This is a genomic window from Micromonospora sp. CP22 (genome assembly GCF_009712475.1).
Taxonomy (GTDB): Bacteria; Actinomycetota; Actinomycetes; order Mycobacteriales; family Micromonosporaceae; genus Micromonospora.
The window spans coordinates 43642-58155 of sequence record NZ_VCJO01000004.1; the positions used below are offsets into that span (position 1 = coordinate 43642).

The 14514-nt window shown below is 71.8% G+C and carries 14 protein-coding genes; 3 read left to right on the forward strand and 11 right to left on the reverse strand.

Annotation, left to right across the window (positions count from 1 at the left end):
• Positions 1-73: 73 nt before the first annotated feature.
• The 6 genes from FF096_RS08775 to FF096_RS08800 all read right to left on the reverse strand — a co-directional run bounded on the left by FF096_RS08775 (position 74) and on the right by FF096_RS08800 (position 7320).
• On the reverse strand, positions 74-1318 hold the full coding sequence (locus FF096_RS08775) for an MFS transporter (protein ID WP_155216273.1): 1245 nt from the start codon (positions 1316-1318) through the stop codon (positions 74-76).
• Positions 1305-2729: an aldehyde dehydrogenase family protein gene (locus FF096_RS08780; protein ID WP_155216275.1), complete on the reverse strand. Its 1425-nt coding sequence runs from the start codon at positions 2727-2729 to the stop codon at positions 1305-1307. The genes FF096_RS08775 and FF096_RS08780 overlap by 14 nt, the downstream gene beginning before the upstream one ends.
• Positions 2722-4452, reverse strand: a complete 1731-nt coding sequence (locus FF096_RS08785; protein WP_155216277.1) for a thiamine pyrophosphate-dependent enzyme — start codon at positions 4450-4452, stop codon at positions 2722-2724. The genes FF096_RS08780 and FF096_RS08785 overlap by 8 nt, the downstream gene beginning before the upstream one ends.
• Complete coding sequence (locus FF096_RS08790; protein WP_155216279.1) at positions 4449-5522, reverse strand: ABC transporter substrate-binding protein; 1074 nt, start codon at positions 5520-5522, stop codon at positions 4449-4451. Before FF096_RS08790 ends, FF096_RS08785 begins: the two co-directional genes overlap by 4 nt.
• 117 nt (positions 5523-5639) lie before the next feature.
• On the reverse strand, positions 5640-6512 hold the full coding sequence (locus FF096_RS08795; protein ID WP_309222942.1) for an ABC transporter permease: 873 nt from the start codon (positions 6510-6512) through the stop codon (positions 5640-5642).
• Positions 6513-6534: 22 nt separating this feature from the next.
• A complete protein-coding gene (locus FF096_RS08800; RefSeq protein ID WP_155216281.1) occupies positions 6535-7320 on the reverse strand; it encodes an ABC transporter ATP-binding protein in 786 nt (261 codons plus the stop codon).
• Between the two features lie 172 nt (positions 7321-7492).
• Here FF096_RS08800 and FF096_RS08805 point away from each other — a divergent pair, with 172 nt between their 5' ends.
• Positions 7493-8113, forward strand: a complete 621-nt coding sequence (locus FF096_RS08805) for a cysteine hydrolase family protein (RefSeq protein ID WP_155216283.1) — start codon at positions 7493-7495, stop codon at positions 8111-8113.
• Here FF096_RS08805 and FF096_RS08810 read toward each other — a convergent pair.
• From FF096_RS08810 to FF096_RS08825, 4 genes are all read right to left on the reverse strand, one after another.
• The gene (locus FF096_RS08810) at positions 8044-8964 is read right to left on the reverse strand and encodes an IclR family transcriptional regulator (RefSeq protein ID WP_309222943.1); all 921 of its coding nucleotides are present in this window, start codon (positions 8962-8964) and stop codon (positions 8044-8046) included. The two genes, FF096_RS08805 and FF096_RS08810, sit on opposite strands and share 70 nt — an antisense overlap.
• 83 nt (positions 8965-9047) lie before the next feature.
• Positions 9048-10247 carry an NAD(P)/FAD-dependent oxidoreductase gene (locus FF096_RS08815; RefSeq protein WP_155216286.1) on the reverse strand — a complete coding sequence of 400 codons (1200 nt, stop codon included), beginning with the start codon at positions 10245-10247 and terminating at the stop codon, positions 9048-9050.
• Between the two features lie 2 nt (positions 10248-10249).
• Positions 10250-11038 (reverse strand): hypothetical protein, encoded by a 789-nt coding sequence (locus FF096_RS08820; RefSeq protein WP_155216288.1) that lies wholly within the window; start codon positions 11036-11038, stop codon positions 10250-10252.
• A 141-nt stretch (positions 11039-11179) separates the two neighbouring features.
• A complete protein-coding gene (locus FF096_RS08825) occupies positions 11180-11908 on the reverse strand; it encodes an SDR family NAD(P)-dependent oxidoreductase (RefSeq protein WP_155216290.1) in 729 nt (242 codons plus the stop codon).
• 143 nt (positions 11909-12051) lie between these two features.
• On the opposite strand from FF096_RS08825, the gene FF096_RS08830 reads away from it, so the two are divergent.
• Complete coding sequence (locus FF096_RS08830) at positions 12052-12513, forward strand: peroxiredoxin (protein ID WP_155216292.1); 462 nt, start codon at positions 12052-12054, stop codon at positions 12511-12513.
• A gap of 72 nt (positions 12514-12585) precedes the next feature.
• On the forward strand, positions 12586-13296 hold the full coding sequence (locus FF096_RS08835) for a hypothetical protein (RefSeq protein ID WP_155216294.1): 711 nt from the start codon (positions 12586-12588) through the stop codon (positions 13294-13296).
• Between the two features lie 40 nt (positions 13297-13336).
• On the opposite strand, the gene eis is transcribed toward FF096_RS08835, so the two are convergent.
• Positions 13337-14503, reverse strand: coding sequence for a GNAT family N-acetyltransferase (eis, locus tag FF096_RS08840; protein WP_309222944.1), 1167 nt, complete (start codon positions 14501-14503; stop codon positions 13337-13339).
• Between the last annotated feature and the right edge of the window lie 11 nt (positions 14504-14514).

Consider the following 14514-nt stretch of genomic DNA (forward strand, 5'->3'; position numbering starts at 1 on the left):
ATCATGCGAACGGTGTTTCGCTCAGCAGAATAGTTTGTTCTCTGGTGCGAGGTCAACGCAGGTACGCAGACCGTCACCTGCCCATCCGCGCGGCCCGTCGACCGCGCAGCACCAGCGCGGCGGCCACCGAGGCCACCACCGCCACGAGCGCGCCGGTCCGCGCGGAGAAGGCGTCACCCAGCCAGCCGTGCAGGATCGCCGCCGCCGGACGGATGCCCAGGAAACACATCGACCACAGCGCCATCACCCGGCCCCGCACCGCGTCGGCCAGGCCCTGCTGCATGGTGGCGTTGACGTCGCTGACCGCCAGCAGGTAACCCGCCCCGCCGACGGCGATGCCCACCGTGGCCACCACCGGCCCCGGACTGGCCGCCAACACCGCCATCCCGACGCCGAGCGCGGCCACCCCGACCGCGCCGGTACGACCACTGCCCATCAGCCGCCGCAACCTGCCGACCCAACCGGCGACCAACGCCGACCCGAGCCCGAAACAGGTGATGAAGATGCCCACCATCAGCTCACCGCCGCCGAAACCCTCGGCGAACAACGGCGACAGGGTGTTGATCGGCTCCATCGCCAACCCGATCAGCGCCACCGCCACCAGACAGCGCACCAGCACCGGACGGTGCCGGACGTAGGCGACGCCGCCGAGCACCCCCAGTCGGCCCCGCCGACCGTCCGCGGGCCGGGTGCGGGGCAGCCGCACACCCGCCAACGCCAGCGCGAACACCAGGAAACTGGCGGCGTTGACGGCGAACGCGGCACCGGCGCCGGCCACCGCGTACGTGGCCGCCCCGGCCACCGGACCGATCGCGCGGGACAGGTTGAACGTCAGCGAGTGCAACGCGATGGCCTGCGGCACGTCGGCGCGTCCGACGATGTTCGGCACCAACGCCTGGGCCGCCGGACCGGTGACCGCCTGACCCACACCGGACAGTCCCACGAACGTCAGCAGCAGCGGCGCGTTGAGCGTGTCCAGCAACGCCAGGACCGCGAGCACCGCGGCGGCGGTCCCACCCACCGTCTGCCCGACGATGATCAGCAACCGTCGGTCGACCCGGTCGGCCACCGCCCCGATCACCGGAGCCAGCACCAACTGCATCGCGAACTGCAACGCGGTGACCAGCCCCACCATGAAGGCGGAGCGGGTCAACGCGAAGATGGTCAGGATCGCCGCGACGTTCTGGAACCAGGTGCCGGTGTTGGAGGCCAGCGACCCGAAGAAGTACGGGCCGAAACGGCGGTCCCGCAGCAACGCGAGCGCACCGCGACCGGCCTCCTCGACCGGCGTGTCGGGCGGGCGGTCAGCCTGCCGCACCCGCACCACCCAGGCCGTACCCCTGCGGCGTGCCGGCGGCCAGCGACGTCCACACCGACTTCGGACGCAGGTACAGGCGGGCCGCCTCGGTGCCGTTCTCCCGCCCGTACCCGGACAGACCCACCCCACCGAAGGGCACCAGATCCGACAACACCCGGTACGTGTTGATCCACACCGTGCCGGCGCGTACCTGCCCGGCGAAACGGTGTGCCCGGGCGATGTCGGCGGTCCACACCCCGGCGGCGAGCCCGAAGTCGGTGTCGTCGGCCAGCCGCAGCGCCTCGGCGTCGTCGCGGAACGACGACACCGCCAACACCGGGCCGAAGACCTCCTCCCGCAGCAGCCGCGCCTGCGCGTCCAACCGGTCGAACACCGTCGGCGGCACGTAGAAGCCGTCCCGCAGCCGCTCGTCGTCCGGCAGGGCGGCCTGCGCGACCAGCCGACCGGCGTCCCGGGACTCGGCGATGAACTGCGCCGTCTTGTCCCGCTGCGCCGAGGTGATCTGCGGACCCAGGTCGGTGTCCTGGTCGAACGGGTCACCCACACGCAACCGGCGTACCCGCTCCGCCACCCGGTCCAGGACCTCGTCGTAGACCGACTCGTGCACCACCAGCCGGGAACCGGCGATGCACATCTGGCCGCAGGAGGCGAAGACACCCAGCACCACCGCGTCGACCGCCCGGTCCAGGTCGGCGTCGCCGAAGACGACCTGCGGCGACTTGCCCCCCAACTCCAGGGCGACCGGGGTCAGGTGCTCCGCCGCCGCGCGGGCGATCGCCTTGCCGGTGTCGTGGTGACCGGTGAACACGATCAGGTCCACGTCCGGATGCGACACCAGCGCCGCGCCGGTCTCCCGGCCGCCCGGCAACACCCGCACCAGATCCTCGGGTACGCCCGCGGCGGCCAGCAGCCCGGCCAGCCGCAGCGCGGTCAGCGGGGTCTCCTCCGCCGGCTTGAGCAGGCAGGCGTTGCCGAAGGCGAGCGCCGGAGCGATCTTCTTGGCGGCGAAGAAGAACGGCACGTTCCACGGGATGACCCCGGCCACCACACCGTGCGGCTCCGGCACCGTGTAGGTGTGGTAGTCGGCGCTGACCGGGATCGTCTCACCGCGTACCTGCTCGGCCCAGCCGGCGTAGTAGCGGAAGCTGCCGGCCGCCCGACGCACCTCCCGCCGGGTGTCGCTGAGGATCTTGCCGGTGTTGCGGGTCTCGATCTCGGCCAGTTCCTCCACGGCGGCCTCGATGAGGTCGGCGACCGCGTGCAGGATCCGGCCGCGTTCACCGCCGGTGCGGCGGGCCCAGGCCGGTTGGGCGGAGCGCGCCGCGCGGACCGCGGCGTGCACCTCCTCCGGCGTGGCCGGTGCCACCCGGGCCAACACCCGGGCGTCGATCGGGGAGACGACCTCAGCCATCACTCGTCCCTTCGTCGGTGGCCGGGGTGCGCGCCCGGCGGCCCGGGTCCATCGACCCGGTGAGGTGTTCGGGTACCCAGACGTCCAGCACGGCCGGTACCCGGTCGCGCTGGACCGCGGTGCGGGCCCGGTCCAGGGCGGCGGACAGGTCGGCGGCGCGTACCACCCGCTCGCCGTAGCAGCCCTGCGCGCGGGCGTGCGCGGCGAAGTCCGGCGACGGGGTGAGGTGGCCGCCGATCACCGTGGGCTCGGCGACGGCCAGCCCGTCCGGATAGTGCGCCGCCAGGGTGGTGGTGCCGGTGCGGTAGCCACCGTTGTTCACCACGACGGTGACCACCGGCGCGTCGTGCTGCTGCTGCAACCACAGGCACGAGTCCGGTGAGCCGAACAGGTAGGAGCCGTCGCCGGTCACCGCGACCGCGTGCGCGCCACCGGCGGCCATACTGGCGCCGGTGGCCGCCGCGACCGACCAGCCGAGGCTGGAGCCACCCTTCTCGAACAGGGTGCCCGGCTTCGTGCGACGCACCGCCGTGGTGTCGAACACCTCCCAGGTGAGCAGATCGTCGGGGTGCAGGTGCGCGTCCAGCGCCGCCGCGATCAGCGCGGGGGTGGGCACACCGCCGGCCGGTGCCGGGCCGGCGGTGTGCCGTCTGTCGCCGACCCCCGGTGGCCGCTGCCGACGCTGCCGGACCGCGTCGGCGTCACCGGAGCCGACCTCGCCCAGCAGCGCCTCCAGGAACATCGCCGGGTCGGCGGTGGTGCGGGCGTCGGCCCGCAACTCGTACAGCGGGACCCGGCTCTCGATCGGGTCGGGGCCGACCCAGCCGATCCACGCCTCGTCGCTCGGCTTCTCCACGGCCGGCATCCACGGCACCGGATGGTCGAGCACGACGACGACGTCGTACTGGTCCAGCGGCGCCGTGGCGTGCCACGGGTTGTCGTCGGGCAGGTTCACCCGGTAGCGGGAGGCGCGTACCTCCACGCCCAGGGTGTCGGCGAGTTCGGCGAGCAGCTGCACCGCGCGGGGGTTCACGCCGACCCGGTCGGTGACCACGACCGGTCGCCGGGCGGTCCGCAGGCGGCGGGCCACCTCGCTGACCACGCCCGGGTCACCCGGGCCGAGGGTCGGCACCCCGAGCGCCTGCGCGCTGGGCACCCGGTCGCGGCCGGGCACCGGGTGACGACCCACCTCCTCGGGCATCGCCAGGTAGACGGGGCCACACCGGGGGGCCAGGGCGACCTGCAGGCCGCGCGCCACGACCAGACCGGCGTCGTCGAGCGCGGACAGCTTGTAGTCCCACTTGACGTACTGGCGCACGATCGCGCCCTGGTCCCAGCGTTGCTGTTTCCAGAACACCGGTGAGGTGCGCGACTGCTCACGGGTCGGCGGATACCCCGACATGATCATGATGGGGTGGTCGCCCCACATCGCGTTGTGGATCGCGCCGCCGTGGTGCAGCAGTCCGAGGTCGGCGTGGGCGGCGGTCATGGACGGTCCACCCGAGACCATGGTCTCGCCCATCGCCGCGGTCAACGCGACGTGCTCGTGTGGGCAGGTGACGATCTCCGGGGTCGGCTCGCCCTTGTGCCGGGCCTGGGCGTTGGCCTCCTGGAAGGAGGTCAGCTCGGAGCCGCTGGTGAACCAGAGCCGCCGTACGCCGCTGGCCGAGGCCGCCGCCAGGATCGCGGCGGCCCCACCCACGGCGGCCGGGTCGGCCGTCACAGCTCCCTCGCGCGGGCGAGGTAGTCCGGGTAGATCAGCTTCTCGATCGGCGCGGCGGAGTTGACCAGCTTGGCCTTGACCAGGCTCTCCTGACCGGACAGCCAGGTCTGCTCGTTCATCTGCAGGGCGTTCTCCGGGCCGGCGGCGAGCCAGCTCTCCACCAGCAGCGGCAGCTCGGCACGAGCCTGCTCCGGGTCCGCCTCCGGGTTGTACTTACGCAGGTCGTCGATGACCTGACCCCAGTTCTCCTCCTTGCTGGCGTAGTCGATGGCCTTGAGCACCCCGGCGAGGAAGCGCACCGGCATGTCACTGTCCGACTCGACCATCTTGAGGCTGGTGTTGTACGAGTCCGAGGGCATCGGGGCGTACTCGTCGGTGCTGAAGAAGACGACCTCGCCGATCTCCTTCTGGATGGTGGCCCGGTCGGTGTTCACGCAGACCCAGGCGTCGACCTCGCCCCGGCGCGCCAACTCGTACGCGGCGGTGCCGACGCCGGTGACCGGCCGCTTCACCGACTTGGGGTCGATGCCCGCGTTGATCAGCATGACGTCGAGCAGGTTCTCGGTGGCGCCGCCGGTGGAGACGATGCCGCAGGTGCGTCCGGCGAGCTGGGCCGGGTTACGGATCGGGTCGTCGGGCAGCGACACCACCTCGAACTGCGACTTCTGCCGCACGCTGGCGATGCTGACGAACGGGGCGTCCTCGTTGGCCACCGCGATGATCGCGTTGATGCCGTTGGCGCGGGTGAGGTCGGCCGAGCCGCCGAGCACCGCCTGGATGGCGGTGGCGGTGCCCTGCCCGCCCTTGATGTCGAGGTTGAGGCCGTGCTCGGCGAAGAAGCCGCGCTCCTTGGCGACCATCGTCTCCACGAAGCTCAACGTCATGCCGGAGGCGGTCATGTACGAGCCGGAGAGGCTGCCGTCGGCGTTGACCTGGTCGTCGTCGCTGCCGCAGCCGCTGAGCATCAGGGTCATGCCGCCGGCGCTGGGCAGCAGCAGACCCGCGGTGGCACCGAGCCGGAGCAGTGAGCGCCGGGAGACCGGCGCGCCGTTGGAGGGGTTACGTGTCACGGAAGACTCCCGGGGGTGAGTAACGGACGGATGAGGGCAAGGAGGGGTCCGCCAGTGCCGCGACGCGGCACCGACCAGGTCGTGTGTGGGGTTGTGGCAGGGAGGCCGGGCCGCCCGTCAGGGTCGGCGGCGCGGCTGCACGGATTCGTGCCAGGGGATCAGCAACCGGCGGGCGCCGGTGACGATGCTGTAGAGGGTGAACCCGAACAACGCCATGATGAGGATGGCGCCGAACAGCTTGTCGACCTGGAGGTTGTTCTGCAGGTTGACCGCGTAGCGGCCGAGGCCCTGGTCGCCGCCGAGGTACTCACCGACGATCGCGCCGATGGTCGCCTGGACGACCGCCAGTTCCATGCCGGCGAGGATGAACGGCATCGTGTACGGCAGGTCGGCCCGCCAGAACCGTTCCCACCGGGACGCCTTGAGCGTCGTCATCAGGTCGTGCATGGAGCCCGGCACCGAGCGGACGCCGAACGAGGTGTTGATCAGCAGGGGGAAGAAGGCCAGCAGCGCGGCGATGACCACCTTGGACGAGGGGCCGAAGCCGAGCCAGAGGATGAACAGCGGTACCAGGGCGACCTTCGGCACCACCTGGGTGCCGACGATGAACGGTCGGACGATCCGGTCGAACAGCGGCGACTTGCCGATCATCAGACCGAGCCCGACGCCCAGCACGATCGCCAGCGCCAGACCCATCATGACCTCGTAGAAGGTCGTCCAGATGTGGGTCTGCCAGACGAACGGGTCGGTGATCTGCGCGGCGAACGCCTTGAACACCGCCTCCGGTGGCGGCAGCACGAACCGGGACAGATCGGTGACCTCGACGTAGATCTTCCACGCCACGAGGAACAACGCGATCAGCAGAGGGCTGGTGTAGAAGGACAGCCAGCGGTTGTTGCGGAGTCGCTGCGACCAGGTCGGTGGCGGGGGCCGCAGCAGCTCGTCGGTGGATGGTGTCGACGCCGGGCGGCGCTCTTTAGTGGCAGTCACTGTGCGGCACCTCGAGGTACGGTCAGGCCGAGACGGCGGATCGGTTGTCGGTGTCCTGCACCGCGCCGATCTGGCGACGCAGCTCGGCGGCGAGATGGCGGAACTCGGCGGACTCGGTCATGTCGACGGTGCGCGGCCGGGGCAGCGTCACCTCGGTGATGGAGTGGATGTGGCCGGGCTTGGTCCCCAGCATCACGATGCGGTCGGCGAGGAAGACCGCCTCGGAGACGGAGTGGGTCACGAAGACGACCGTCTTGCGGTTCTCCAGCCAGATGCGTTGCAGCTCGGCGTTCATCATGTCGCGGGTCTGCGCGTCGAGCGCGCCGAACGGTTCGTCCATGAGCAACACCTGCGGGTCGTGCGCCAACGCCCGGGCGATGGAGACCCGCTGACGCATACCGCCGGACAGTTGGTGCGGGTACTTGCCCTCGGTCTCCGGCAGGCCGACCAGTTCGAGCATCTCGCGGACCCGCTCGGTGCGTTCCCGGCGGGGTACGCCGGCCATCTCCAGCGGCAGGGCCACGTTGGCGGCGGTGGACCGCCAGGGCATCAGGGTGGCCTCCTGGAAGACGAACCCCAGGGGGCGGTCGCCGTTGTTGCCGTGGTCCAGGCTCACCCGACCGACGGTGGGGCTCTCCAGCTGGCCGATGATGCGCAGCAGGGTGGTCTTTCCGCAGCCGGAGGGTCCGAGCAGCACGACGAACTCACCGTCGGCGATGTCGAGCGAGACATCGCTCAGCGCGAGCATCGACTGCCCGCCGGCGCCGGCGAAGACCTTGCTGACGCCCTCCACTTTGATCGCACTCATGGGCTACCCCTGTCACCGACCGGCCCGCGTTAACCGCGAGATTGTTCGCTTGTGCAGTACGCCGTTCTGTTGGTGCGAACGTAAGCTATGGTCTCCGGCAAGGTCAATGGCCTGTAGGACCCGACTTCATATCATCGATTAGGATCAATCCCCCAATTCGGGAGGAAACGTCATGAACTATCCACCGAAGCGGACTGCGGTGCTGGTCATCGACATGCAGAACGACTTCTGCTCCCCGGCTGGAGCGATGGCGGCGCTCGGTGCCGACGTCGAGGTCAACGCCGCCCTGGCCCGCCGGCTACCAGGCTTCCTCGACCCGGCCAGGGCCGCCGGTTGCCTCATCGTCTGGGTCCGACAGGCCGCCCACGGCCAGCTCGTCTCACCGGCCCGGCGGGCCCGCGCCGAGGCGATGGGCCGCAGCCCGCTCAGCGTGTGCGCGGCGGGCTCCTGGGGGGCCGAACTCGCCGACGGGCTGCGTCCCGCGCCGGGCGACTGCCACCTGGAGAAGACGCGCTACAGCGCCTTCGTCGGCACACCCCTGCACAACATGTTGCGGGCACACGAACGCGACCACGTGGTGGTGGTCGGCACGGCGGCCAACGTCTGCGTCGACTCGACCGTACGCGAGGCGTACATGGCCGACCTGGCCGTCACCCTGCCGACGGACATGCTCGGCTGGACCCGCCCCGACCTGGCCGAGCCGGCGATCCGCAACCTCGGTTTCTACTTCTGCGAGGCCACGACCTCGACCGCGCTCCTGTCGGCCTGGTCGGCCGTCGAGGCGGTGGGCTGACGGCGGGCACCGCGACGGCGCACCGGTGGCACGGTCTCCGCCGGTGCGCCGTCGCCCTGTCCCACGGCGGGCTGGTAGCCCAGCTCGGCGCTGACCTGACGGGCCGCGTCGGCCACCAGTTCGCCGTACTCGGCCAGCAACCGTGACGAGAAGCGGTCCTGCGGGCCGCACAGCGACAACGACCCGTAGACCTCGCCGGAGGCGAGCCGGATGGCCGCCGCCACGCTCGCCGCTCCCGCCTGCCGCTCCCCCCGGCTGACCGCGTAGCCCTGCCGACGCACCGTGCGCAGGTCCTCCCAGAGCCGCTCGATCGAGGTGATGGTCGCCGGCGTCACCGACACCAACTCGTGCGTGTTCAGGTACTCGGCCACCTCGGCGTCGGGCAGCGCCGCCAGGATCGCCTTGGACGACGAGCCGGCGACCAGGGAGTGCCGGGAGCCGAGCGTGACCGACATCCGGATCTCGTGCGGGGAGAGCACCTGGTCGGTGTAGACGCGCACCCAACCCTGCCGCATCGACAGCGTCGCCGTCTCACCGGTGATCTCCACCAGCCGTCGCATGTGCCGGTTGGTGGTGGCCTGCACGTCGACGGCGCGCAGCGCGGCCAGGCCCGCGGCCAGCGCGCCCGGCCCCAGCCGGTACCGCCGGGTGCCCTCGTCGAAGGTGACGAACTGGTTGGCGGTCAGCTCCTTGAGGATGCGGTGGGCCACCGCCTTGGGCAGGCTCAGGTCCCGCGCGACGGTGGACACACCGACCATCTCCGGGCTGCGTTCGGCGAGCAGGTCGATCACGGCGAGCGCGCGTCCCAGGCCGCTCGCGGTGTAACGGTGGCCGTCCGTTGGCTCACTCACCGGCACCGCTGACTCCATTCGACCGTGACCTCTCGTGCGTGCCGTCGGGCGGCACTTCGCGGGTGGGCACCGGCATGCGTCGCCTAGTGCTGGATCCCGAGCATACTGACCCGCCGCAGGTACGCACGGGCCTGCTCGGCGTCCTCGGCGACGGCTCGCAACCGCAGCAACCGTTCCCGGCGTCCGGCCAGGTCCACCGCGTCCGCCGAGGTGCGGTTCTCGGTGGTGGCCGGCTGGACGAAGCGCTCGGCGATCGAACGCCGCCGTTGCGCGTACGCGGTGGTCGCGGTGTCCTGGTCGGACTCGGCCAACGCGGCGGCCACGGCCATCGCGTCGTGGATGCCGGAGTTCAGTCCCATGCCGCCGGTGGTGCTGCTCAGGTGGGCGGCGTCGCCGGCCAGCAGGACCCGACCGATCCGGAAGGAGTCGGCCAACCGCTGGTGGCTGCGGTACATCTGGTGCTGGTGCAGCGGCAGTAGCCCCTCCGGCGGGGTCGGTGACTTCAGCAGCAGCTCCACGGCGGCCAGGAAGTCCGGGTGGATGCCGGTCGGTGGTTCATCGTCGACCCCGGTGGTGGTGGACAGCGCGGCCCGCCAGATGTCCGGGGTGCGGATCAGCGAGAACCGGCCACGGGGGCCGGACCAGTAGCCGACCTCGCCCAGATCGGGCACCGCCTCCTCGAACCGGAACGGCGTGGCCACCACCAGGCTCAGCGACGGGTACGTGAAGCCGGGGAACGGCACGTCGAGCAGCTTGCGGGCGATGCTGTGCGCCCCGTCGGCGGCCACCGCCCACCGGCACGCCACGCTCCGCCGCTCACCGTCGACGGCCACCTCCAGCTCGACCCGGGTGTCGTCCTGGCGCAGCCCGACCACCTCGTGCCCGAACCGCAGGTCCACGTTCGGCGTCTCGGCGACCGCGCGACGCAACTGCCGGACCAGCTTGTACTGCTCGTACTGGCAGCGGAACGGGTAGCGGGTCTCCCCCTCCAGCAGGTCGTAGGAGAAACACGCCGACTCGGTCAGCTCCAGGTCGCGGTAGTCCAGTCGGCGGACCCGGACGGCCTCCTTGAGCACCGGCGCGGCCAGGTCCAGTTCGTCGAGCAGTTCGAGCGTCGGCGGGTGCACGGTCGAGCCGCGCCACTCCGAGCGCACCTCGTCGTGGCCCTGTTCCAGGACGACCACGGGGATGTCGTGTCGGGCCAGCGCGAGGGCGGTCACCATACCCACCGGGCCGCCGCCGAGGACGACGACCGGTGCCTCCACCGAATGGCTTGGCGGCACGTTCACTCCTTCCCGCCGGCGGGACCGCCGGCGATCTGCGTCGTGGCGGGTTCGGCCACGGTGGCGGCCAGGTGCCGCAGCGCCGGGCTCGGCGACTGCGCCGCCAGGTGTGCGGCCCCGGCGGTGTGCAGCAACTGCCAGGCACCGGCCAGGTTCGAGGAGAGCACCGGCACGGACGCCTGGGGCACCACCTGGTCGAGCACGTCGAGGCTCGGTGCGCCGGTGCCGGTCAGCAGGACCGCGTGGCCGTCGGCGGCGCTCGCGTCGAGCGCGGCCAGGACGCGCTGCACGGTGTCGCCGACGGTGGTCGAGGTGAGGTCGTAGATGGCGCCGGTGCCGGGTACGGCCACCACCTCGGTGACCGTACGGCCGGTCGTCCGCCAGAACGCCGCCGCCTGTTCGGTGAGCCAGTCCGGGTACGGCGAGACCAGCGTCAGCGACCGTACGGCGAGCCGGTCGAGCACCTGCCCGACGGCGGTCGCGGCGCCGAAGACCGGGCTGCCGAGCTGGTCGGCGGCGCTGCGGTCGAGGTGTTCGGCGTCGTGGTGCCGGGGCCGGTAGTAGCAGCCGGTGCAGGCGACGTAGGTGGCGTGCAGGCCCAGCCCGCGTAGTGTGGCGGCGGTTTCCGCGAGCAGGTCGCCGTACCGGTCCAGGCGGTGCGCGAGTGACCCGTCGACGACCGGCAGGCGGGCCACGTGGTAGCGCATCCGGGGTGGCAGCAGGCGACGCAGTTCGGGCTCGACGGTCGGATTGGCCGGCGGGACGATGACGCCCAGAGCGGTATCGGTCACGACACCCCCATCAATTGTTCGACTGAGCCGTACGCCGTTCGACGTACTGGAACGATAGGGGGTTTGGTGGGACGTGGTCAACCCAGCCGACGGGCGGGTCCGCGCACGTCAGTGGGGATGTCAGGAAGCGGAGCGGGCGGTTCAGAGACCGCCGCCGACGCGCAACACCGCGCCGGTGGTGTAGGAGGCGTCCGGACCGAGCAGCCAGGCCACGGCGGCGGCCACCTCGTCCGGTTCCCCGGGACGGCCCAGCGGAATCCGGCCGGCGGCCCGCTCGGGCCGGTCCGGCTGCCCGGACAGGGCGTGGATGTCGGTCCGGATGATGCCCGGGGCCACCCCGTTGACCCGGATGCCACGCGGGGCCAGTTCCTTGGCCAGGCCCACGGTGAGCGCATCGGTGCCCGCCTTGACCGCGGCGTAGTGGACGTACTCGCCGGGACCACCGAGGGTGGCCGCGACCGAGGAGATGTTGACGATGGCGCCGCCTGAGGTCAACCTGCGGGCGGCCTGCTGGGCGCAGAGCAGGTAACCGACCAGGTTGACGTCGACCACCTCGCGCAGGTCGTCCAGCCGCAGCTCGGTGATCGGGCCGATCGGGCTGGTGACGCCGGCGTTGTTGACCAGGCCGGTGAGGGGGCCGAGTTCCTCGGCGGCGTCGAACAGGGCGGCGACCTGATCGGGGTCGCGGGTGTCGGCGGGCACCGCGACGGCGCGTACCCCGGTGGCGTGCAGCTCGGCCACGACGGCGTCGGCGGCGGCGTGGTCGCGGCGATAGCCCAGGACGAGCTGGTGACCCGCGTGGGCCAGCCGCCGCGCGGCGGCCGCGCCGATGCCGCGCCCGCCGCCGGTGATGACGGTGACCGGTGCCATCGACCATCCCCCTGCCCCGTGTCGGTGTCGCGGACGCTACCGGGGTCGCCGACGGCGACGGAAGCCGAGTGTGGGCGAGGACACGGCCGCCGACCGGGCGTGGCATACGCTGCCTGATCGAGGGTGTCGATGAAGGAGCGGGCATGGCGGGTGTTGGTGTCGGGGACCTGGTCGAGGACTTCGAGTTGCCGGACGAGACGGGACGACCACGGCGGCTGACGGAGTTCCTGGCGAACGGGCCGGTGGTGCTGTTCTTCTACCCGGCCGCGATGACGCGGGGATGTACTGCGGAGAGCTGCCACTTCCGGGACCTGGCGGCGGAGTTCGCGTCCGTCGGGGCACAGCGGGTCGGCATCAGCCGGGACTCGGTACAGCGCCAGGCGGAGTTCTCCCGGCAGCACGGGTTCGACTACCCGCTGCTGTCCGATCCGGACGGTGCGGTGGCGGACCGGTTCGGCGTGCGGCGGCGGCTGCCACTGGGGCCGTTGAGCACGCGGCGGATGACGTTCGTGATCGGCACCGACCGGCGGGTCGTCGAGGTGGTGCGCAGCGAGCTGAACATGAACGAGCACGCCGACCGGGCGTTGCGGGCGTTGGGGGGCTGATCTTCGGGTTGTCGCCGGCGGCTGGTATCAAAGCAGGCGGCTGAACACGTGTACGAGAAATGGGGTAGGGCGATGGGTGCCGCTGGTCAGGGACTGTCCGAGGACGAGGTACGCGGCATCCGGGAGGCGTTGGCCGCCGGGCGTAAGCCGAAGGTGGTGTTCACGGCGTCGGCCGGTCAGATCGCCGGTCAGCTGGGCCAGGTCGTGGAGCTGACCGATCCGGCCACCTCCGACGAGTTCGTGGTGGTGCGGTTCGGGCGCGACGAGTTGCCCTTCTCCCCCGCCGACGTGGCGATCGCGCCCAAGGGCGCGGGTCGTCGACCGGCGGAGTCGAAAGTGGAGTCGGCCCCGACCGAGCCGCAGGTGGCGGAGCCGGAGTTCGTGTTGGACCGGGTGCCGCAGCCTCGGCCGCAGGAGCAACCGAGTCGGGAGGAACCGAAGGTGGAGACGGTGGAGCCGAAGGCGGAGGTGAAGCCCGCGCGGCGGGCGGTCAAGGCGGCGAAGCCGAAGGGGCCGGCGGGACTGACGGTCACGTTGGCCTACGCCGACGGCGAGTGGACCGTGGCCGCGCAGCAGGGTGGCAAGGTGTTGGCCAAGCCGTACGTGCTCAAGCCGGCCGAGGCGCTGCGGATGGTGGCGCTGGTCGACGTGCCGGGGGTGCACGAGGCGGTGGAGCAGATCCTGGCCGCCGAGCGGTCCGAGGCCGAGCGCCAGGCGGAGAAGTTGCGGGCCGAGCTGGCGGAGATCGAGGCTCGGCTGGCGGAGTTGCGCGAAGCGGGCTGACCCGGTGCCGTGGCCCGACCGCGCGTCACCGCCGTCGTGGTCAGAAGTAGTCGATCAGGTGGGCGGTGGGTCCGGCGGCGAGCAGGTCCAGCGCGCTCGGGTCGGGTGTGCGGTGGTGCAGCAGCCCGGTTTCGGCCAGCGCGCGGGCGGTGGCGGTGCCGGTGTAGAGGCGGGCGAAGCCGCGTACGGTCAGGTGCAGGTCGGCCTCGGCGGTGCTGCGGCGCAGGTCGGCGTGGCCGTCGGCGACGGTGAGCTGCCAGGTGCCGGTGTTCCAGTCGGCGAGGTCGTCGGTGAGGGCGAAGGTGACCTCGCCACGGGTGTGCGCGGGCCAGCCACGCGCCGGTACGGCCCGGACGATGTCGACCGGCCGGTGCATCCAGGCGTGGCGTTCGTGTTCGCGGGTGCGTTCCAACGGCAGGTGGGTGCTGACCGCGTCGCCGGGCAGCAGGGTCAGCCGCAGGGTCGGGGCGACGCTGTACCAGCTGGCGAGGACGCCGACGAGCGCTCGGGCGGCAGCGGCGGTGGTGGCGAGGATGTCCTCGACGGTGAGCACCGCGTCCGGTCCGTAGCCTTGTCCCCGGTTCCAACCGGCGTAACCGACCAGGTGACCGTCGTGTTCGACGAGGGTGAGCCCGTCGTACGGCAGCTTGTCGGTGACGGTGAACCGGCGCTGGGTGCGGGTGAGCAGGCCGTTGCGGTGACAGGCGACGCGTCGGTACAGCTCGGTGGTGGCGGGCAGGTCGGCGGGGGTGCCCGCGCGTACGGTCAGCTGCGGGTCGCGTCGCTGTCGGGGCAGGCCCGCGGTGGGCAGGTCGAGGGTGCGCAGCTGACCGGTGACCTCCCAACCACAGGCGCGGTAGGGGGCGGTGGTGGTGGGAAACAGCGCACTGACCGCGGCGCCCCGGTCGCGGGCGCCGCGAAGCAGGGCGGTCAGCAGCGTACGGCCGACGCCGGTGCCGCGCGCCTCGGCGGCGACCGCGACTCCGGCAACGTCCGCGGCGGGTACCACGCGTCCGCTCCACCACTGCTCGTCGTGCAGGTCGACGGCCTTGCCGACGAGGTGTCCCGCCGGGTCGAAGGCCCCGTAGGCGGTGCGGCCGGTGGTGGCCGGTGGTGGGGGCGGTTGCGGGTCGTAGCCGAAGGCGAGCCGGCCGAGCTGCCAGGCGTCGTCCAGATCGTCGGGGGTGAGTTCACGTACGTCGGGCACCGGCCGACGAT